The organism is Streptosporangium sp. NPDC002524 (assembly GCF_040295985.1).
Taxonomy (GTDB): domain Bacteria; phylum Actinomycetota; class Actinomycetes; order Streptosporangiales; family Streptosporangiaceae; genus Streptosporangium.
This window is the reverse complement of the sequence record NZ_JBEOWK010000011.1, coordinates 245,656-264,557: the sequence shown is the minus strand read 5'-3', so window position 1 is coordinate 264,557 and position 18,902 is coordinate 245,656. Positions and strand designations below refer to the sequence as shown.

The following is an 18,902-nucleotide window of genomic DNA, read 5'->3' as shown; positions in this document are numbered from 1 at the left end:
GGTCCGTCACCCGCCCTGGCCGAGCTGGGCGGAGATCCTGCCGAGCTGGTCCAGGCGCCGCTCCAGCGGCGGGTGGGTCGCGAAGAGCGCGGACAGGCCCGCCTTGCCGGACAGGGCCGGCGCGAAGAAGAAGGCGTTGAACGGCTCGGCCTCGCGCAGGTCCTTCGTCGGGATGCGGGCCATCTCACCGCTGATCTTGACGAGGGCGCTGGCCAGGGCGGAGGGACGCTGGGTGAGCAGTGCCCCCGCGCGGTCCGCGGCGAGCTCGCGGTAGCGCGACAGGGCCCGGGTGAGCAGGAAGCTGACCGCGTACACCAGGGCCGAGACGAGCAGGATGATCAGGCCGATCGGCAGGCCGCCCCTGTCGTCGCGCCCGCGCCCGCCGAGGCCGCTGTAGAGCGCGACCCTGGTCATCAGCCCGGCGACGATGCCGAGGAAGGACGCGATCGTCATGACCGCGACGTCGCGGTGGGCCACGTGGGACATCTCGTGGGCCAGCACGCCCTCCAGCTCGCCGCCGTCGACGCGGCGCAGCAACCCCGTGGTCACGCAGACCACGGAGTTCTTCTGGTTACGGCCGGTGGCGAACGCGTTCGGGACGTCCGAGTCGGCGATCGCCACCCGCGGCTTGGGCATGTCGGCCAGCGCGCACAATCTGTCGATCATGCCGTGCAGCTCCGGGGCCTCCTGCGGGGAGACGACACGCCCGTGCATCGCGAACAGCGCGATGCGATCGGACATGAAGTACTGCACGAGCAGGATGCCACCGGCGATGAGCAGCACCACGACGGCCCGGACGCCCAGCGTGATCAACACGGCCACGAAGACCACGTAGAGCAGTCCGAGCAGGAACATGGTGAGCACCATGCGCCTGGTCAGGCCCCGGTCCGGGGCGAACCGGGTTTGTGCCATATGCCCAAGCTAGCCGGGAATCAGCCCCTCGTTGCCGAGCATCTCCCGCACTTCGTCCATGGATGCGTCGGCCGGAGGCAAAATCAGCTCCGAGGACTCCAGGCTGTCGTCGGGCAGCGCCTTGCCGACGTGGCGGACCTTGTCGAGCAGGGCGTGCAGCCGCACCCGGAAGGCCTCCTCCTCGCCGGCCTCGATGGCGGCCTCCAGCTCGGCGTCCAGCGTGTTCAGCACGTCGAGGTCTGCGGGGGCGATGTCGATCTGCCCCTCCCCCATGATGCGGACGATCACAGGCCCTCCCCCGGCTGGCGGAGCTGCTGCGTCTGGTTGGACGGCGGCTGCTCGTGGTGCGGCGGCTGGGGCTGGGGCTGCTGGTGGGGCTGGGCGGGGCCGGGCGTGATCGCGCCCTGCGGCGCGGGGCCCTGGCCGAGCTCGGCCTTCATCCGCGCGATCTCCAGCTCCACGTCGTGCCCGCCGCCCATGCGGTCGAGCTCGGCCTGGATGTCGTCGCCGCGCTGCCCGCTGAAGTCGTCGAGCGCGCCGCTGGCCAGCAGCTCGTCGATGGCACCCGCGCGGGCCTGCATGGAGGCCGTCTTGTCCTCGGCACGCTGGATCGCCAGGCCGACGTCGCCCATCTCCTCGGAGATGCCGGAGAAGGCCTCGTTGATCCGCGTCTGCGCCTCGGCCGCGGTGTAGGTCGCCTTGATCGTCTCCTTCCTCGTACGGAAGGAGTCGACCTTGGCCTGCAGCCGGTGGGAGGCCGTGGTGAGCTTCTCCTCCTCGGCCTGCAGGTTGTCGTGCTGCACGCGGAGGTCGGCGATCTGGGTCTGCAGGCTGCCACGGCGGGTCAGCGCCTCGCGAGCGAGATCCTCGCGGCCGACTCCGAGCGCCTTGCGGCCCTGCTCCTCGAGCTTGCGCGACTGCGCCTCGATCTGGTTGATCTGAAGCTCCACGCGCTTGCGCGAGGTGGCGACGTCCGCCACACCCCGGCGCACCTTCTGCAACAACTCCAGCTGGCGCTGATATGAGTAGTCCAGGGTCTCGCGAGGATCTTCCATCTTGTCCAACGCGTTGTTCGCCTTGGACCTGAAGATCAGCGAAAGTCTCTTCATCACGCTCATGCGCGTCGGCCGTCCCCTTCTTCAATGCGCTTCGGGTCACCCCAAGTGAGTCCAGCCCCCGAAAAGCACCGGAGCCACCATAGGGTTCACCCTACGCATAACGCGCGGGGGCGTCACTAAGTTGCAGTCCCGGTAGGCTGGCGTTGTGTTCCGACGTACCCAGACCACCGCGGACGACTCCCCCGCCTCCGCTAACGATCCTAAGCCTGCGGGCAAGGGGCGTCCCACACCCAAGCGACGGGACGCCGAAGGCCGTCGCCGGCAGCCGGTGAACGCCCCCCAGAACCGCAAAGAGGCCTACAAGAACCTCCGCGAACGCCAGGCCAGCGAGCGCGTCAAGGCGCGCGAGGGCATGCTGCGTGGCGACGAGCGTTACTTCCCCGCACGTGACAAGGGGCCCGCCAGGAAGTTCGCGCGCGACTGGGTCGACTCCCGCCGTCTCGCCAGCCAGTACTTCCTGCCGTTCTCCCTCCTCATCCTGCTGCTCACCTGGATCCCCTTCCCGGCGGACGTCCGGGGTTACGTCTACGTCGCGGTGATCACGGTCGGCTGGCCGCTCATGATGGTCGGCGTGCTGCTCACCTCGATCTGGGTGTCCTGGAAGGTGAAGAAGCTGACCGCCGAGAAGTTCCCCAACGAGAACCTCAAGGGAGTGGGCTTCTACGCCGCCATGCGCGCGCTGCAGATCCGCAAGCTGCGCTTCCCGCCGCCGGCCGTGCTGCCCGGCGGCAGGCCGGTCCCGCCGAAGAACTGACCTGCGGCGGCAGAGCCCGCGGCGCCCGCGGCGCCCGCGAGACGTCGCGGCCGAACACTTCCCGGACCCCGTCCCCTCCACGAGGGGGCGGGGTTCTTCGTGCCTCGGACGGGGTTCTCCGTTTTCCACCGGCTTCGCCTCTCACCGGTGAGCCCCTCATCTGTGAGCCCCTCACGGGTGAGGCCCTTACGAACCGGCCTCACTTCCGAACGGCCTGACTTCCGAACGGCCTGAGTTCGCGGCGTCCCGGCCGACGGTCACTCCCCGATGATCTTCCAGTTCAGCTCACCGCCGGTGACCACCGGTTTCCAGTGACCGATGGAGCCGCCGGTCTCCAGGACGTCCGCCGTCGCCCGCAGCAGGCGGTAGTACGAACCGACCGAAACGCCGCCGGGCAGGAAACTCATCATGCCCTCGTGATCGGTGCCGCCGACGTCGCGTACCACGGAGTCGATCACCAGGTGGTCGCCGCTCCCGTCCGAGCCGAACGGGATCATCCGCCCGTCCCACCACTCCGTCCGCGCGTCGTCGTCCGTACCCTCGACCTCTCCGTCCATCCCGCACAGCCGCCGCCAGGTGTCGCGGATCTCGCGGACCCCGTGGTTCCGGTTGCCGAGGAACCCGAACGGCCAGATGTCGTCCACGACGAAGGCCCCGTCGTGGCGTAGCAGGGAGGCGCGCAGGTCGGCGGGGAAGCGCAGGCCCATCTGCGCCTCGGCGACGGCGATCGTACGGGCTCTGGCGGGCTTGCCCAGGGTGCGGAGGGTCGCGGGGGCGTTGGCCTCCAGCCACCTCTCGACGCGGCGCCACTGGTGGTTCACCGCCCGGGTCACCCTCGGGTCGATCGCCCGTACCCGCGGGGTCCGCGCCCGCGGACGGCAGTCGGTGTCGGAAATCGTCACGGGAGCCACGGGAGCCCTGGCGGTCACCTCAGGGACCGGGATCTCCCGCGGCTGGACGGGGCCCACCGGATGGAGATATCGCTCCGTGCCGGAGGAGAACTGCTCGGCGTGCCGGAACTCATCCGTGCCCACACATGTGAAGCCCCAGACCCGCCTTTCCCTGTCGGAGACGTAGTGCGATCCCGGCGTCAACTGGACATCCGGGTCTGTTTCACACTGCTCGTCCGCGTTCCGGGAATCGGTCGCCTCGACGGTCTCCCCTCCGTTCGAGAAGACCGCGCTCTCCAGGACCTGCGTGCCGAAGACGAGCAGGCACAGGCCGATCCCGATGGCGCCCCAGCGGACCAGGCGGCCCCGGGTGGCCTCGTCCAGCGGCTCCGCCGGCGTCCGCGGCTCCCGCTCGAACATCCGCTCCACGGCGGTCCTGGCGGAGGAGGGGGGTCCGGCGGCGTACCGCCTGAGATCCTCGTCCGTGGGGGTGCCGAGGACGGGCGCGGGGGGCCATCGCGGCGCGCGCCCGGCTCCGGAGTCCGGTCCGCCGGCCGGGGAGGCGACCCCGGATCTCTCGACCGTCTCGACCGTCTCGACCGTCTCGATCGTCTCGATCGGGAAGGCGGCCCGGCGCCTCCCCGCCCGGCGCTCATACACACGGTGCGCATCCGCACGGCGTTCATGCGCACGGCGCTCATCCGCACGGCGCCACAGGCGGGCGACCGCCACGACGCCCGCCACCAGCGCCGCCGCGGCGAGCGCGAGCCGTACCCGTCGAGAAGTGATCAACCGCAACACGCCCGGCAGGCTATCCCGAATCGCCATGAAATATGGCGCCTACTAACCTCGGACCATGGAATTCCGCCACCTTGGCCGCAGCGGTCTCATGGTCAGCGAGATCAGCTACGGCAACTGGATCACACACGGTTCCCAGGTAGAGGAGGACGCCGCCAGGCAATGCGTGCAAGCGGCGCTCGACGAGGGGATCACCACCTTCGACACCGCCGACGTGTACGCGGGTACCAAGGCGGAGGAGGTCCTCGGCCGCGCTCTCGCGGGGGTACGCCGCGAGTCCCTGGAGATCTTCACCAAGGTCTACTGGCCGACCGGATCGGGCCCCAACGACCGAGGGCTGTCGCGCAAGCACATCACCGAGGCGCTGCACGGCTCGCTGCGCCGCCTGCAGACCGACTACGTCGACCTGTACCAGGCGCACCGCTTCGACAACGAGACGCCCCTTGAGGAGACCCTCAAGACCTTCGACGATCTCGTACGCCAGGGCAAGGTCCTCTACGTCGGCGTCAGCGAGTGGACCGCCGAGCAGATCGGCCGGGCACTGAAGATCGCCGACGAGATGGGCTTCGACCGCCTGGTCTCCAACCAGCCCCAGTACTCCATGCTGTGGCGGGTCATCGAGGCCGAGGTCGTGCCGCTGAGCGAGAAGGAGGGCGTCGGCCAGGTCGTCTTCTCCCCCATCGCCCAGGGCGTGCTCAGCGGCAAGTACCGGCCGGGGCAGCCGCCTCCCGCCGGTTCCCGGGCCACCGACGAGACCGGGGGGAAGAACGTCATCTCCCGGATGCTCATCGACGACGTTCTCACCCGCGTCCAGCAGCTGGAGCCGGTCGCCGCCGACCTCGGCCTGTCCATGGCCCAGCTCGCGGTGGCCTGGGTGCTGCAGAACCCCAACGTGGCCTCCGCCATCGTCGGGGCCAGCAGGCCCGAGCAGGTCCGCGACAACGTCAAGGCCTCCGGGGTGAAGCTGGAGTCCGAGGTGCTGCGGAAGATCGACGACATCCTCGGCCCGATCGTCGAGCGCGACCCCGCCAAGACCGTGAGCCCCGAGCGACGTCCGTAGGACGGTGGCCGGTCAGGTGCCGGTTGGGTGAACGGTCACCGTGAACGGTCGTGGTAAACGCCGGTGGCGTTGACCTGGCTTCTCGCGTTCGTGCGTTCGAGCGGTTCGTGCGTTCGTACGCCTCACGCGTTCGTGCGCGGAACGGGAAAGAACCCCTCGGTTCCTCGTCTTCGGCGAGGGTCCGAGGGGTTCTCCGTTCGTCCGGGTCCATTGTTCACCCGGGTCCACCGTTCACCCGGGTTCACCGTTCACCCAGTTTCACTCCGGGCGCAGTGACATGCCCTCGTACTCGACACGCTCGCCCTCGAGCAGGGTGACCTTCTCGACTCCGGAATCCAGCAGCTCACGCCAGCTTTCACCGAGCCACGACTCGGCGTCCGCCTGGCTCGGGAACGTGTCGGACGGCGAAACACCCTCGACCACCTCGCCACCATTCGCGTTTTCGTAACGCCAGCGCCACGTCATGCCATAGCCCCTTCTCGCGGATCCTGCCGGTGCCCCTCGGCGGCTCAGCGAACACTACCTCCCCCGGGCACTCCCGGGCATGAAGGCGAGATCATGACCTCGTGCTCCGCCGCCGGGACGTTCCCGGCACCCTCGGCACGCCGCGGGGGTCGTCGGCCTCTGCCCGGAGAGGGAGGCGCCCGGCCTCCCGGCCGGCTTCTCGACCAGGCAGGAGAGCGAGCGTGAAGATCTTGATCTCCGGTACGGCGAGCGCGGGCGGATGGCCGTCCCCGGACTGCGGGTGCGCCTCCTGCGCCCGTGCCACGCCGGGCCGCCGCCCCATCTCCGTGATGTTCGACGTCCAGGTGACACCCGGCGGCTCCCTGACACCTGACGCCTCAGCGCCGCCCGGCGGCCCCGGCGGCCCCGGCGACTCCGGCGACTCAGTGGCACTCGACGGCTCGTCACCCCTCGACGGCTCGACGGCGTTCAGCGAGTCAGTGACGCCCAACGGTCCGACGGCGGCCGGTGGCTCGGGAGCACTCGACGGCTCGAAGGCCCTCGGCGGTCCGGTGGAGCCCGGCGGCCCGGCGCGGCTACCGTTGTCCGGTCCGCTTCCTCCCGGCTACCACGCCTCGTCCGGTCCGGACGGCCTCACCATCACCACCCCCGGCGGCCTGCGCGTGCTGCACGCCACCCCTCCCCCGTACGAAGAGCCTCCACGCGGCGAGTCCCCGCGTGACGAATCCTCTCGTGACAGGTCTTCGCGTGACGAGCGAGGCGTACGGGAGGAGGACACCGACGGTGGGGCGGGAAAGGCGTTCGACCTGGTGCTGCTGGACGTGCTGGATCGGCCGGAACGGCTGGGGGACCTTCGCCGACGAGGTCTGGTCGGCGAACGGACACACGTGGTGGCCGTCGGCGTCGACCACCGGGTGCCCACGGAGGCGGAACTGGTCCGGCGTGCCGCGCTGTGGGGGGTGCGCGTCGTACCGGACGGCACGATCGTCGACCTCGGCGAGCCCCCGCCCGCTCCGGTCCCCCCGCCCAGGAGAACCCTGCTGCTCGGAGGGAGCCGGTCGGGCAAGTCGGCGGAGGCCGAACTGCGACTGGCGGCGGAGCCCGAGGTCCTCTACGTCGCGACAGGCCCGTCCGGCGACGGTGACCCGGAGTGGCTGCGCCGGGTCCGGGCGCACCGCGACCGCAGGCCCGCCCACTGGAAGACCGTCGAGACCACCGGCCTGGCCGCGTTGCTGCGGTCCGCCGACACCCCGCTGCTGATCGACGGGCTCGGCACCTGGGTGGCCGCCGTCTTCGACGAGTGCGACGCCTGGCCGGGCGGTGACGGCTCCACCCGCGAGGACGGCGAAAACAGCAGGGACGGCAGGGACGGCAGGGACGCGGTCGCGACCCGGTGTGACGACCTGGTGGCGGCCTGGCGGCAGACCCGGACCCGGGTCGTGGCGGTCTCCGACGAGGTCGGCCTCGGCGTGGTGCCCGGCACCGCCAGTGGCCGGATGTTCCGGGACACCCTCGGACGGCTGAACCAGCGTCTCGCCCTGGAGTCGGAGGACGTCACCCTCGTCGTCGCCGGCCGCCTCCTCGAACCTTTCTGATGCTGTGACCGGCACGCCCTCACCGGGCTCCCAGCACAGGCCCCTGCCGAGATCGTCCCCAAGATGGCACGCCACCGAATCCGATGGCGTACGCGGTCACAACACCGGGAGACCGACGGCTACGATCATCGGTCATGTCCGAACCCTCCCCCCCGGCCGAGGGCGGCCCGTCCACGTTCGCCGACGGGGTGCGTCTCGCGATCGGCACGCTGAGCGTGTTCCCGGTCCGTCCCGGAGTGGTCGACCGCCGCGCGGGAGGGATCGCGATGGCGGTGGCCCCGCTGGTGGGAGCGGTGATCGGAGCCGTCGGCGGGCTGGTGCTGGCGATCTCGCTGTGGCTGGGGACGACCCCGCTTCCGGCGTCGGTGCTGGCCGTGGCGATCGTGGCGCTGCTCACCCGGGGGCTGCACCTGGACGGGCTGGCCGACCTCGCCGACGGGCTGGGCAGCGGGAAACCCGCCGAGCGGGCGCTGGAGATCATGAAGCGGTCGGACATCGGCCCCTTCGGCGTGGTGACACTGGTCCTCGTCCTGCTGGTCCAGGTGGCGGCCCTGCAGGAGGCCGTCACCCATGCCGGTGCGGGAGCGGGCGCGATCACCCTGGTCGCGGCCTGCGCGGCCGGACGGCTCGCCCTCACCTGGGCCTGCCGCGCTGGCATCCCCCCGGCACGCCCCGACGGGCTCGGCGCGATGGTCGCGGGCACCGTACGGCGGAGCGTCGCGGTGGCCGTGACCGTGCCGGTGCTCGCGGGAACGGCGGCCCTGGCCTATCTCCACGGCATCGGCGTCTTCGACCTGTGGTCCTCCGAGTCCTCCGGCGGGTGGGGCTACATGGCCTACGTGGACACGACCCGTTCCGAAGCCGGAGACTTCCTCGGGGCGGGCACCCCCGGTGTGGGTCTCATGTCGGGCCTGGGGCCTTTCCTCGCCCCCTTCGGTCTCCCCCTGGCCATGCTCGTGGGGTTGCTGGCGGCCTGGGCCGTGCGGCGCAGGGCCGTGCGACGGCTCGGCGGCGTCACCGGCGACGTCCTCGGCGCCCTCGTCGAGATCACCACCGCGACGACCCTGCTGGCCTGCACGATCCTCGTGAACTGACCCCTCCCCCTCAGCCCGATCCCGACCCCGATCCCGGCCTCAAGAGGCTCGGGAGACCCGGAAGATTCAGGAGATTCGGGTTCAGGAGATTCGGGAGACCCGAGGAGCCTTCCCACCCGGGACCTCACTCCGCCCCCACACGGCCTCACCCGGGACATCGCTCGGCCCCCATGCGCCGCCCCTCACCCGCCCCCACTCGGGATCTCACGCGGCCCCGACCAGGACCGGCCGCTCGACCGGCCGGTATTTGAAGAGCAGCGCGGAGACCACGGCCAGCAGCACCGAGCCGACCAGGCCCGTGATCCCCGCGACGAAGAACACCGGCGGGTCGGCCGCGTCACCGACGAGCAGCACCAGGCCCGCCGAGGAGTTCAGTGATCCGTGCCCGACGACCGCGGGCCAGACGCTTCCCGAGTACAGGCGGAGCCAGCCGAGCAGGGCTCCGAAGGCTACGCAGAAGACGACGAACATCGGCGCCGCCCACGCCCCGAGCTCGGGGTAGTTGTATCCACGCAGGGTGAGCGGGAAGTGCCAGAGCCCCCAGATCACCCCGGACGCCAGGAGCGCCCGCCAGGTGCCGAGCGGCATCAGGCGCGGCAGCAGCCAGCCTCGCCACCCCCACTCCTCGCCGAAGGCCGCGACCGAGTTGACCAGCGGGACGACCAGGACCATCGACATGGCCTGCGTCACCACCAGGATTCCGGCCTCCACCGGGGGCGGCCCGCCCGGCGCGGCCGCCAGACTCGCGCGGAACAGGCTGAACTCCCGCAGGTCGACGGAGAGCAGGCCGAAAGCGGCACTGAGCGCGATCGCGGCGACGACGAGCGCGGGGATGCCGAACCAGGCCAGCGCGACCAGCGCGAACACGCGGCCCCGGCTCCCGCCCGACGACAGGCCCGTCCGCGCGGCCCACTCGCGCCCGGTGGCGGGATCCCCGAACCGCCTGTCGTACAGCCGGACGGCGAGGACCCCGAGCGTCGGGGTGAACATCATCGCCACCCCGATCACCGTGAACATGAGCGTGCCGGTCGGCTCGTCCGACAGCCAGAGGGGAAGGGCGAACAACCAGGACAGGCCGAACGCGACGAGCAGGAACAACCACAGGTCAGGGGATCGGCGAAGCATGACACCGCCTTCGGGTGCTTGGACGCGGAAGGAATGGAAGGCAGCGGAGACGGTCAAGGAAGAACCGGAACACCGCTGAGAGCGAGGGAAGGGGACGCCCGAAGGAAGAACGGGGATGGACGGGCAAGCCATAACGGGGCCGGCGGGCGGAAGCCGACGGACAGGGATCAGGGAACGAAAACCGGCAATCGAACCCCGGCGGACGGAGGCCGAGAGAACGCTGAGAGAACAGGGCCGAGAGGACAGGGGCTGCAGACGAATCAGAGGCAGGAGCGTGGACAAGGGCAAGGGCAGGAAGGGGAGGCAGGGGACGGAGGCCGGCGAGGTGGGGTCAGCGGGCGGACGGGCCGGTGGACGCCCGGTCCACGAGGGTGTTCAGCAGGGCGGCGCCCCTCTCCGCGTCGTCGATCGAGACGGCGAGGCGGCCACCGGAGACGTAGCCCACCACGAGGCACTCCCCGCCGCGGATCATGATCGTCATCGCCCCCGGCAGCCCCCTGACGCCCCAGCCCCCGACGCCGGTCGGGGACCGCTCCTCCGTCCACGCCCGCTCCACCCGCTCGATCGGGATGTGCCTGCGGGGCAGGCGGAACGGCCCGAAGAAGAGCACGACGCCCTCCTCGGTGATCTGGACCCGCACCGAGCTGAAGACCGCCCCCAGCAGGCCCACGAGGGACAGGATCACCGCCGGGATCCACAGCGCGCCCTCGCCGCCGATCAGGGCGAGCACGGCGAGCCCCAGGCCCGCGGCCAGGAGTGAGCCGCCGAGCGCGACGAGCGGGCCACTGCTCACCGAGGACACCCACACCGCGCGCTGGCCGGGACGGAGCGGGATCCGCCGGGTGGGGACGGCGGACGGCTCGGGGCGCTCGTCGGGCCCCGGGCGGGCGGCGAGGGCGCCGAGCCAGCCGCCCAGCACCAGCCCCGCGACCGCGAGCAGCGCGCCCCACCCCAGGTCGGCGGCCTGACTCCAGTCGGAGGCGTCGAGGTTGGCCGTCAGCGTGACCGCCTGCAGCCCCAGGAAGAACAGGCCGGCGCCGCCCAGCAGGGCGCCGAGCCCCATACGGCTCGCCCTGCGCCTGAGCGTCGCGGTGCCGGCGAACGCGACCCCCCAGGCCACGCCCGCGAGCAGTGCCCACAGGCCCGCCTGGAACAGCAGCGACGCGACGAACGGCATCGAGTTGTCTGGGGCGCCGGACGCGCCCCAGTGCGTGGCGATCGGATCGGGCAGCCGGTCTCGCAGCGCCAGCGGCGCGGCGATCAGCGCGGCGGTCACCAGCGCGCTCCAACCGGCGGCGATGGACAGGAATCGGGCTCGCAGCCCCACGTCGGTCACCCCTTCCAAGGACCGGGCTCCCGGCCCGGTCACGACAGTTCCCTGATGAGCTCGATGACGTCGTCGTGGCGGTAGCCGTACTGGACCGCCTCGTCGAGCAGGGCTCGCAGTTTCTCCTCGATGACGCTGCGCGGGTTGGGACGGCTGAGCACGCTCACGCCGCGGCCCCTGCGGAACTCCAGCACCCCCTCGTCGCGCAGGTCCCGCAGGGCGCGCAGCACCGTGTTGGCGTTGATGCCGAGCGCGGCGGCCAGGTCGCGGGCCGGCGGGAGCCGGTCTCCCGGAGCGTACGAACCCTCGGCGACGGCGCGTCTGATCGCCTCGGCGACCTGCTCGTGCAGCGGCCGGGGATCGTTCAGATCCAAGGTAAGCAACATAGTGCTAGCGACATTAGCACCAAGTCGCCGGATGGTGCCACCCCGAATAGCACCATCGGGCAGCACGATTCGTAGGACGAACCCTCGTTTATGCGTACTGCGCCAGCCCGACTAGCATCGGCCTACGTGACCACTGTGCGGCTTACCCCAACTGACAACGCTGTCTCGTTCGATACCGACGCGCTGGTCGTCGGCGTCCACACCGGACCGGACGGTCTGCTTCCCGCTCCCGGGGCCGAGGGCCTCGACCAGGCGCTCGGCGGCAGGCTCGCCGCCACGCTCGAGAGCGTGGGCGCCAAGGGTAAGCCGGGCGAGATCTCCAAGATCCCCACCTTCGGCGCGCTGACCGCGCCCCTGCTGGTCGTCGTCGGCCTCGGTGACACTCCCGCCGACGGCTACGACGCCGAGGTCCTGCGCCGCGCCGCGGGCACCGCGGTCCGCGCCCTGGCCGGCACCGGCCGGGTGGCGATCGCCCTGCCTTCCGCGAGCGCCGAGCACGCCGGCGCCGCCGCGCTGGGCGGCCTTCTCGGCGCCTACTCGTTCACCAGGTACCGCACCGTGGGAGAGCAGAGCTCCCCGGTGTCCGAGCTGACCGTGCTGACCGACGCCGAGGGCGCCCAGGCGGCGATCGAGCGCGCCACCACGCTGGCCGAGTCGGTCTCGCTCGTCCGCGACCTGGTCAACACCCCGCCGTCGGACCTGTGGCCGGCCCGCTTCGCCGAGATCGCCGAGCGGGTGGGCACCGAGGCCGGCCTGTCGGTGGAGGTCCTGGACGAGAAGGAGCTCAAGGAGGGCGGCTACGGCGGCATCGTCGCCGTCGGCCAGGGGTCGGCCAACCCGCCCCGGCTGGTCCGCCTCTCCTACAGCCACCCCGAGGCCACCAAGAGGCTCGCGTACGTCGGCAAGGGCATCACCTTCGACTCCGGAGGCCTGTCGCTCAAGCCGACGGCCTCGATGGACTGGATGAAGTCGGACATGGGCGGCGCCGGGGCGGTCTTCGGCGCGCTCCTGGCGATCGCCAGGCTGGGCCTGAAGGTCAACGCGGTCGGCTACCTCTGCCTGGCCGAGAACATGCCGAGCGGCACCGCGCAGCGCCCCTCCGACGTGTTCACCAGCTTCGCGGGCAAGACCGTCGAGGTGCTCGACACCGACGCCGAGGGCCGCCTGGTCCTGATCGACGGCATCGCCCGCGCCGGGCAGGACGACCCCGACGTGATCGTCGACGTCGCCACGCTCACCGGCGCGCAGATCGTCGCGCTGGGCTGGCGGACGGCGGGCGTCATGGGCAACGACGACGACCTCCGCGCGGAGATCGTCGCGACGGCGGGCGAGCAGGGCGAGGCCGCGTGGCCGATGCCCCTGCCCGACGAGCTCCGCAAGGGTCTCGACTCCCCGGTGGCCGACATCGCCAACCTGCACCCCGAGCGTTTCGGCGGGATGCTGACGGCCGCCATCTTCCTGCGGGAATTCGTACCGGACGGGGTCCGTTGGGCACACATTGACATGGCCGGTCCCGCCTTCAACAAGGGTGAGCCCCACGGTTACACGCCGAAGGGCGGCACCGGGGCGATCACCCGGACACTCGTCGGCCTGGCCGAGCGCCACGCGGGCGAGCCCGCGCGGTAACGCCGCGCAAGCGGGTCACAAGCAACCTAGACAAATGAAAAGATGCGGTTGCCGGGGTCAGGCCGAGGGCGGGCACCGGCACGGCGCCGAGCCGGGTCCGGCGGCGGCGTGGATGCGATCGAGGATCCGCGCGGCCGTCCAGGGCACGACGAGGGGCGCGACCGTGAAGACGGTATTCCGATCCGACAAGGAGCTTTCCTGTGGCTGATGGCAGCGGCCCCTACGACATCGTCGTCCTGGGTGGCGGTAGCGGTGGGTATGCCTGCGCTCTGCGGGCGGCCGAGCTGGGCAAGACGGTCGCGCTGATCGAGAAGGACAAGATCGGCGGTACGTGCCTGCACCGGGGATGCATTCCCACCAAGGCGCTTCTGCACTCCGCGGAGGTCGCCGACGAGACGCGGGAGAGCGCGACCTACGGCGTCAAGGCCCGCTTCGAGGGCATCGACGTGCCCGCGGTCCACGCGTTCAAGGACAAGATCGTCACTCGCGCCTGGAAGGGCGTGCAGGGCCTTCTCAAGAGCAAGGGCATCACGATCATCGAGGGTGAGGGCCATCTCGCGGGCCCGAACCGGGTGGCGGTCGGCTCCGAGGTCTACGAGGGCCGCAACATCGTGCTGGCGACCGGCTCCGCGCCCAGGTCCCTCCCGGGCCTGGAGATCGACGGCGAGCGGATCATCACCAGCGAGCACGCGCTCAGGCTCGACCGGGTGCCCACCTCGGTGGTCGTCCTGGGCGGCGGCGTCATCGGCGTGGAGTTCGCCAGCGTCTGGCGCTCCTTCGGCGCCGAGGTGACGATCGTCGAGGGCCTGCCGCACCTGCTGCCCCTGGAGGAGGAGTCCAGCTCCAAGCTCCTGGAGCGCTCTTTCCGCCGCCGCGGCATCAAGCAGGAGCTGGGCGTCTTCTTCGAGGGCGTCAAGACCACCGACACCGGCGTGGTCGTCAGCCTGGCCAACGGCAAGACCCTCGACGCCGAGCTGCTGCTCGTCGCGGTCGGCCGCGGCGCGGTCTCCGCGGGCATGGGCTTCGAGGAGGCGGGCATCGCGATCGAGCGCGGCACCGTCACGGTGAACGAGTTCTGCCAGACCAGCGTGCCGGGCGTGTACGCGGTCGGCGACCTCATCCCGACCCTGCAGCTCGCGCACGCGGGCTTCGCCGAGGGCATCCTGGTGGCCGAGCACATCGCCGGCCTGAACCCGGTGCCGATCGACTACGACGGCGTGCCCAGGATCACCTACTCCGACCCCGAGGTCGCCTCGGTGGGCATCACCTCCGCCCAGGCCAGGGAGCGCGGCCACGAGGTCGTCGAGCTCACCTACGACCTCGCGGGCAACCCCAAGAGCCAGATCCTGCAGACGCAGGGCGCCGTCAAGATCATCGCGGCGAAGGACGGCCCGGTGCTCGGTGTGCACATGGTCGGCCGCCGCATCGGCGAGCTGGTGACCGAGGGTCAGCTGATCTACAACTGGGAGGCCCTGCCCTCCGAGGTCGCGCAGCTCATCCACGCGCACCCCACCCAGTCCGAGGCCGTCGGCGAGGCGATGCTGGCGCTGGCCGGCAAGCCGCTCCACGTCCACAACTAACGCAAGCCCTCACTCGGAACGCGAGAGAAGACAACCCATGCCGAAGTCCGTACAGATGCCCCAGCTCGGTGAGAGCGTCACGGAGGGCACCGTCACCCGTTGGCTGAAGAAGGAGGGCGAGCGCGTCGAGGCCGACGAGCCGCTTCTCGAAGTCTCCACCGACAAGGTCGACACCGAGATCCCCTCCCCCGCGGCGGGCATCCTCACGAAGATCGTGGTGGCCGAGGACGAGACCGTCGAGGTCGGCGCCGAGCTCGCCGTCATCGACGAGAACGGCACCGAGGGCGCCGCCGCCCCGGCGCAGGAGAAGGCCCCCGAGCCGGAGCCGGAGCCCGAGCCCGCCCCGCAGCAGCAGGCGCAGCCGGCCTCCTCGATCCCGCAGCCCGCCCCGCAGCAGGCGCAGGCCCCGCAGCAGCAGGCCCCCGCCCCTCAGCAGCAGGCCCCCGCGCAGGCGCAGCAGGCTCCCGCCCCGCAGCAGCAGGCCCCCCAGGCCCAGCCGCAGGCGCAGGCCCCGCAGACCGTCCAGCCCTCCCAGGCCGCGCCGCCGTCGCCGATCGCGGCGTCCGAGCCCGCCGCGCAGCCGTCGTCGGGCGACAGCCCGTACGTCACCCCGCTGGTGCGCAAGCTCGCCGGTGAGCACGGCGTGGACCTCGACGCGCTGACCGGCACCGGTGTCGGCGGCCGCATCCGCAAGCAGGACGTGCTGGAGGCCGCCCGCGACCAGCGCGAGCGTGCCGGCGCGGCCCAGGCCCAGCCGCAGGCGCAGGCCCCGCAGGCCGCCGCCCAGGCCCCGGCCCAGGCGTCCGCCCCGCAGGCTCCCGAGCCGGTCGTGGTGGACACCACGCTGCGCGGGCGCACCGAGAAGATGTCGCGGCTGCGCCAGACCATCGCCAAGCGCATGGTCGAGTCGCTGCAGGTCTCGGCCCAGCTCACCAGCGTGGTCGAGGTCGACGTCACCAAGATCGCGCGGCTGCGCGACCAGGCGAAGGCCGAGTTCCAGCGGCGCGAGGGCGTCAAGCTCACGTTCACGCCGTTCTTCGCCCTCGCCACGATCGAGGCGCTCAAGCAGCACCCGAAGCTGAACGCCACGATCAACAGCGAGACCAACGAGGTCACGTACTTCGACACCGAGCACCTCGGTTTCGCGACGGACACCGAGCGCGGCCTGCTCGTCCCGGTGATCAAGGACGCGGGCGACCTCAACATCGCCGGGCTGTCCCGTAAGATCGCCGACCTCGCCGAGCGCACCCGCACCAACAAGGTGAGCCCGGACGAGATCACCGGCGGCACGTTCACGCTGACCAACACCGGCAGCCGCGGCGCGCTGTTCGACACGCCGATCCTCAACCAGCCGCAGGTCGGCATGCTGGGCACCGGTGCCGTCGTCAAGCGTCCCGTGGTCCTTGACACCCCCGACGGCGAGGTCATCGCGGTCCGCTCGATGATGTACCTGGCGCTCAGCTACGACCACCGCCTGGTGGACGGCGCCGACGCCGCCCGCTTCCTGACGACGATCAAGCGTCGTCTCGAGGACGGCCGTTTCGAGAACCAGCTGGGCCTGCACGGCTAGTCACCCGTTCTCCCCCACCGGGCCGGTCCGCGACGTCGCGGGCCGGCCCGGCTCGTTCTCACCGGTGCCGCGGCGGCCCTCGTGAACCCGCGGCGGTGACGCGAATCCGGCCGGCGTCCGGTTTCCGAAGATCCGGGGGGAGGTCGATTACATTGGACGACATGACGATCATCGTGACCGGGTCCTCGGGCCTGCTGGGATCGGCTCTGGTCAAGGCTCTGCGGGACGACGGCGCCCGGGTGGTCCGTTTGGTCCGGCGGCTGCCGGAGGGCGGCGACGAGGCCTTCTGGAACCCGGCGAAGGGGGTCGTCGAGCGGGAGGCGCTGGAGGGCGCGCAGGCGGTGGTCCACCTCGCGGGCGCGGGCATCGGCGACCGGCGCTGGAGCGAGGACTACAAGCGCGAGGTGGTCCGCAGCCGGGTCGAGGGGACCAGGACCCTGGCGGGCGCGCTCGCCGGTCTGACGGCGAAGCCCGCGGTGCTGCTGTCCGGCTCGGCGATCGGCTTCTACGGCGACACCGGGAACGTGGCGGTGGACGAGACGGCGCCCGCGGGCGAGGGGTTCCTCGCCCAGGAGGTCGTGGTGCCGTGGGAGGCGGAGACGGCGCCCGCGGAGGAGGCGGGCATCCGGGTGGTGAGGCTCCGTACCGGCCTGGTGCTGAGCGGCGGGGGCGGCATGATGTCGCAGCTCCTGCCGATCTTCAGGGTGGGGCTGGGCGCCCCGCTGGGGTCGGGGCGGCAGTACTGGTCGTGGATCTCCATCGACGACTGGGTGCTCGCCGTCCAGCACATCCTGAAAAATCCTGAGATATCGGGGCCGGTGAACGTGACGGCGCCCGAGCCGGTCACCAACGCCGAGTTCACCAAGGCGCTCGGGGCGGCCCTGCACCGGCCCACGATGCCGCTCGCCGTGCCGGGCTTCCTGCTGCGTACGGCCATCGGGGAGTTCGCCGAGGAGGGGGTGCTGACCGGCCAGCGGGTGCTGCCGCGGCGCCTGCTCGACAGTGGTCACGCGTTCCGGCATACGCGCCTCGGCGAGGCACTGGCCGCCGTACTCTAAGATCCCTGTTTTCAGCGTTCCGGCCGATGAAACCACTGGGAGACAGACATGGGCAGCCCCGGGCAGTCGCACATCCTCGCGATCGGGGGCGGCTCGTTCCGCGCCTCCAGCCGCCAGGGGACCATGGAGGCGAGCCCGCTGCTCAGATACGCCCTCGACCTCACCGGCCAGGACCGGCCCCGCCTGGGCCTGCTCGCCACCGCCACCGGCGACGACGCGGAGTGGCTGCTGAAGATGTACGGCGCCTTCGGCGCGTGGGACGTCGAGGTCGGCCACCTGACCGTGTTCCCGATGACCAACGTCGAGAACCCGCGCGAGTGGGTGCTCAGCCAGGACGTCATCTACGTCAGCGGCGGCAGCGTGGCCAACCTGGCGGCCCTGTGGCGGCTGCACGGCCTCGACGAGATCTTCGAGGAGGCGTGGCGGGCGGGCGTGGTGCTGGCGGGCCAGAGCGCCGGGGCGCTCTGCTGGCACGTGGGCGGCAACACCGACTCCTTCGGGCCGACGCTGCGGGTGTGGTCCGACGGCCTGGGCATGCTCCCCTACTCCTGCGGCGTCCACTACAACTCCGAGCCGCAGCGCCGCCGGCTGCTGCACGAGGCGGTGGCCTCGGGCGAGCTGCCGGAGGGCTACGCCGCCGACGAGGGCGTCGCCCTGCACTACGTGGGCACCGAGTTCATCCAGGCCGTCAGCGTGCATCCGGACGCCTACGCCTACAAGGTCGAGCACGACGGGGCGGGCGGAGCGAAGGAGTTCCGCATCGAGCCTCGGCTTCTCACGTCTTAACCACGAACGGGTCAACTACTCTTGAGGCGTGAGTGACCTGGCAATCGTCCGTCTTGGCGTTGACTTCCCCTACGAGCAGGCATGGGATCTTCAGCGGCGCATCCACGCGCGCCGGGTGGCCGAGGAGATTCCCGACACCTGCCTGATGCTCGAACACGCGCCGGTCTACACGGCGGGCAAACGCACCGCGCCGCACGAGAGGCCCTCCGACGGCACCCCCGTCGTCGAGGTCGACCGGGGCGGGCGGATCACCTGGCACGGCCCCGGCCAGCTGGTCGGCTACCCGATCGTGAGGCTCGGCGGCTCCCTGGACGTGAACGCCTACGTGAGGCTCCTGGAGGAGACCCTGGTGCACGTCTGCGCCGACTTCGGGGTCCAGGCGGGCCGGGTGGAGGGGCGCGGCGGCGTCTGGGTGGCCGGAGACCCCTCGCACGGCCTGCCGGACAGGAAGGTCGGGGCGATCGGCATCCGGGTCTCCGGCGGCGTCACGATGCACGGGTTCGCGCTCAACTGCTCCAACGACCCGAGCTGGTACAACCGGATCGTCCCCTGCGGCATCAGCGACGCCGGGGTCTCCTCGCTGTCGGCCGAGACCGGCCGCCGGATCGTGGTCGACGAGGTGCTGCCGTACGCCGAGAAGCACCTGGCGGAGGCGCTCGGCGCGCAGGCCTTCGAGCTGCCCGAGGAGGACCTGTTCCGGCGCTGACGTCGGCTCCGGCGCGCGTCGTGCCCGGAGCGGGGGCCGGGCCCAGAGCCGT

General features: G+C 71.4%; 19 protein-coding genes. 10 read left to right on the top strand and 9 right to left on the bottom strand.

All coding sequences use genetic code 11. The features are described 5' to 3' along the window. Window positions 1-6 precede the first annotated feature (6 nt). From htpX to ABT053_RS21075, 3 genes are read right to left on the bottom strand one after another with little or no spacing between them, the layout of a single operon-like run. Window positions 7-912, bottom strand: a complete 906-nt coding sequence (gene htpX / locus ABT053_RS21085) for a zinc metalloprotease HtpX (protein WP_350970785.1) — start codon at window positions 910-912, stop codon at window positions 7-9. 9 nt (window positions 913-921) lie between these two features. Beyond that, entirely contained in the window at window positions 922-1,200 is a 279-nt protein-coding gene (gene pspAA, locus ABT053_RS21080) for a PspA-associated protein PspAA (RefSeq protein ID WP_344746177.1), read from the bottom strand. Then, window positions 1,197-2,030, bottom strand: coding sequence for a PspA/IM30 family protein (locus tag ABT053_RS21075; RefSeq protein WP_350970784.1), 834 nt, complete (start codon window positions 2,028-2,030; stop codon window positions 1,197-1,199). Before ABT053_RS21075 ends, pspAA begins: the two co-directional genes overlap by 4 nt. A 145-nt stretch (window positions 2,031-2,175) precedes the next feature. Here ABT053_RS21075 and ABT053_RS21070 point away from each other — a divergent pair, with 145 nt between their 5' ends. Next, window positions 2,176-2,784 (top strand): DUF3043 domain-containing protein, encoded by a 609-nt coding sequence (locus tag ABT053_RS21070; protein ID WP_344746179.1) that lies wholly within the window; start codon window positions 2,176-2,178, stop codon window positions 2,782-2,784. A gap of 257 nt (window positions 2,785-3,041) precedes the next feature. Here ABT053_RS21070 and ABT053_RS21065 read toward each other — a convergent pair whose 3' ends face one another. After that, window positions 3,042-4,475, bottom strand: a complete 1,434-nt coding sequence (locus ABT053_RS21065; RefSeq protein ID WP_350970783.1) for an SMI1/KNR4 family protein — start codon at window positions 4,473-4,475, stop codon at window positions 3,042-3,044. A 55-nt stretch (window positions 4,476-4,530) separates the two neighbouring features. Here ABT053_RS21065 and ABT053_RS21060 point away from each other — a divergent pair, with 55 nt between their 5' ends. Next, window positions 4,531-5,532, top strand: coding sequence for an aldo/keto reductase family protein (locus ABT053_RS21060; RefSeq protein ID WP_350970782.1), 1,002 nt, complete (start codon window positions 4,531-4,533; stop codon window positions 5,530-5,532). Between the two features lie 258 nt (window positions 5,533-5,790). Here ABT053_RS21060 and ABT053_RS21055 read toward each other — a convergent pair whose 3' ends face one another. Beyond that, entirely contained in the window at window positions 5,791-5,997 is a 207-nt protein-coding gene (locus ABT053_RS21055; protein WP_350970781.1) for a hypothetical protein, read from the bottom strand. Between the two features lie 221 nt (window positions 5,998-6,218). Between ABT053_RS21055 and ABT053_RS21050 the strand changes: the two genes are divergently transcribed. Together ABT053_RS21050 and ABT053_RS21045 are read left to right on the top strand one after the other, a co-directional pair. Continuing rightward, entirely contained in the window at window positions 6,219-7,592 is a 1,374-nt protein-coding gene (locus ABT053_RS21050; protein ID WP_350970780.1) for a bifunctional adenosylcobinamide kinase/adenosylcobinamide-phosphate guanylyltransferase, read from the top strand. A gap of 134 nt (window positions 7,593-7,726) precedes the next feature. After that, complete coding sequence (locus tag ABT053_RS21045; RefSeq protein ID WP_350970779.1) at window positions 7,727-8,686, top strand: adenosylcobinamide-GDP ribazoletransferase; 960 nt, start codon at window positions 7,727-7,729, stop codon at window positions 8,684-8,686. 204 nt (window positions 8,687-8,890) lie between these two features. Here ABT053_RS21045 and ABT053_RS21040 read toward each other — a convergent pair whose 3' ends face one another. The 3 genes from ABT053_RS21040 to ABT053_RS21030 form a co-directional block, all read right to left on the bottom strand. Next, window positions 8,891-9,811, bottom strand: coding sequence for a CPBP family intramembrane glutamic endopeptidase (locus ABT053_RS21040; protein WP_350970778.1), 921 nt, complete (start codon window positions 9,809-9,811; stop codon window positions 8,891-8,893). Between the two features lie 331 nt (window positions 9,812-10,142). Next, window positions 10,143-11,147, bottom strand: a complete 1,005-nt coding sequence (locus ABT053_RS21035; protein ID WP_350970844.1) for a DUF1648 domain-containing protein — start codon at window positions 11,145-11,147, stop codon at window positions 10,143-10,145. Window positions 11,148-11,176: 29 nt separating this feature from the next. Next, window positions 11,177-11,512, bottom strand: coding sequence for a GntR family transcriptional regulator (locus tag ABT053_RS21030; protein WP_329092738.1), 336 nt, complete (start codon window positions 11,510-11,512; stop codon window positions 11,177-11,179). Window positions 11,513-11,650: 138 nt separating this feature from the next. Here ABT053_RS21030 and ABT053_RS21025 point away from each other — a divergent pair, with 138 nt between their 5' ends. Next, a complete protein-coding gene (locus tag ABT053_RS21025) occupies window positions 11,651-13,150 on the top strand; it encodes a leucyl aminopeptidase (RefSeq protein WP_502991815.1) in 1,500 nt (499 codons plus the stop codon). A 57-nt stretch (window positions 13,151-13,207) separates the two neighbouring features. On the opposite strand, the gene ABT053_RS21020 is transcribed toward ABT053_RS21025, so the two are convergent. After that, window positions 13,208-13,339, bottom strand: a complete 132-nt coding sequence (locus ABT053_RS21020) for a hypothetical protein (RefSeq protein ID WP_350970776.1) — start codon at window positions 13,337-13,339, stop codon at window positions 13,208-13,210. A gap of 11 nt (window positions 13,340-13,350) precedes the next feature. On the opposite strand from ABT053_RS21020, the gene lpdA reads away from it, so the two are divergent. The 5 genes from lpdA (at window position 13,351) to lipB (ending at window position 18,850) form a co-directional block, all read left to right on the top strand. Beyond that, complete coding sequence (lpdA, locus tag ABT053_RS21015) at window positions 13,351-14,730, top strand: dihydrolipoyl dehydrogenase (RefSeq protein ID WP_350970775.1); 1,380 nt, start codon at window positions 13,351-13,353, stop codon at window positions 14,728-14,730. 37 nt (window positions 14,731-14,767) lie between these two features. Next, window positions 14,768-16,300: a 2-oxoglutarate dehydrogenase, E2 component, dihydrolipoamide succinyltransferase gene (gene sucB, locus ABT053_RS21010; RefSeq protein WP_350970774.1), complete on the top strand. Its 1,533-nt coding sequence runs from the start codon at window positions 14,768-14,770 to the stop codon at window positions 16,298-16,300. A 161-nt stretch (window positions 16,301-16,461) separates the two neighbouring features. Beyond that, on the top strand, window positions 16,462-17,358 hold the full coding sequence (locus tag ABT053_RS21005; protein WP_350970773.1) for a TIGR01777 family oxidoreductase: 897 nt from the start codon (window positions 16,462-16,464) through the stop codon (window positions 17,356-17,358). 48 nt (window positions 17,359-17,406) lie between these two features. Next, window positions 17,407-18,144 carry a Type 1 glutamine amidotransferase-like domain-containing protein gene (locus ABT053_RS21000; RefSeq protein ID WP_350970772.1) on the top strand — a complete coding sequence of 246 codons (738 nt, stop codon included), beginning with the start codon at window positions 17,407-17,409 and terminating at the stop codon, window positions 18,142-18,144. 28 nt (window positions 18,145-18,172) lie between these two features. Further along, entirely contained in the window at window positions 18,173-18,850 is a 678-nt protein-coding gene (gene lipB, locus ABT053_RS20995) for a lipoyl(octanoyl) transferase LipB (RefSeq protein ID WP_350970771.1), read from the top strand. The last annotated feature ends 52 nt before the right edge of the window (window positions 18,851-18,902 follow it).

What these genes read in the sequence shown, in the direction of transcription:
- htpX (WP_350970785.1), bottom strand. Translation starts at nt 912, where the DNA reads ATGGCACAAACCCGGTTCGCCCCGGACCGGGGCCTGACCAGGCGCATG.
- ABT053_RS21075 (WP_350970784.1), bottom strand. Translation starts at nt 2,030, where the DNA reads ATGAGCGTGATGAAGAGACTTTCGCTGATCTTCAGGTCCAAGGCGAAC.
- ABT053_RS21060 (WP_350970782.1), top strand. Translation starts at nt 4,531, where the DNA reads ATGGAATTCCGCCACCTTGGCCGCAGCGGTCTCATGGTCAGCGAGATC.
- ABT053_RS21055 (WP_350970781.1), bottom strand. Translation starts at nt 5,997, where the DNA reads ATGACGTGGCGCTGGCGTTACGAAAACGCGAATGGTGGCGAGGTGGTC.
- ABT053_RS21045 (WP_350970779.1), top strand. Translation starts at nt 7,727, where the DNA reads ATGTCCGAACCCTCCCCCCCGGCCGAGGGCGGCCCGTCCACGTTCGCC.
- ABT053_RS21040 (WP_350970778.1), bottom strand. Translation starts at nt 9,811, where the DNA reads ATGCTTCGCCGATCCCCTGACCTGTGGTTGTTCCTGCTCGTCGCGTTC.
- sucB (WP_350970774.1), top strand. Translation starts at nt 14,768, where the DNA reads ATGCCGAAGTCCGTACAGATGCCCCAGCTCGGTGAGAGCGTCACGGAG.
- ABT053_RS21005 (WP_350970773.1), top strand. Translation starts at nt 16,462, where the DNA reads ATGACGATCATCGTGACCGGGTCCTCGGGCCTGCTGGGATCGGCTCTG.
- ABT053_RS21000 (WP_350970772.1), top strand. Translation starts at nt 17,407, where the DNA reads ATGGGCAGCCCCGGGCAGTCGCACATCCTCGCGATCGGGGGCGGCTCG.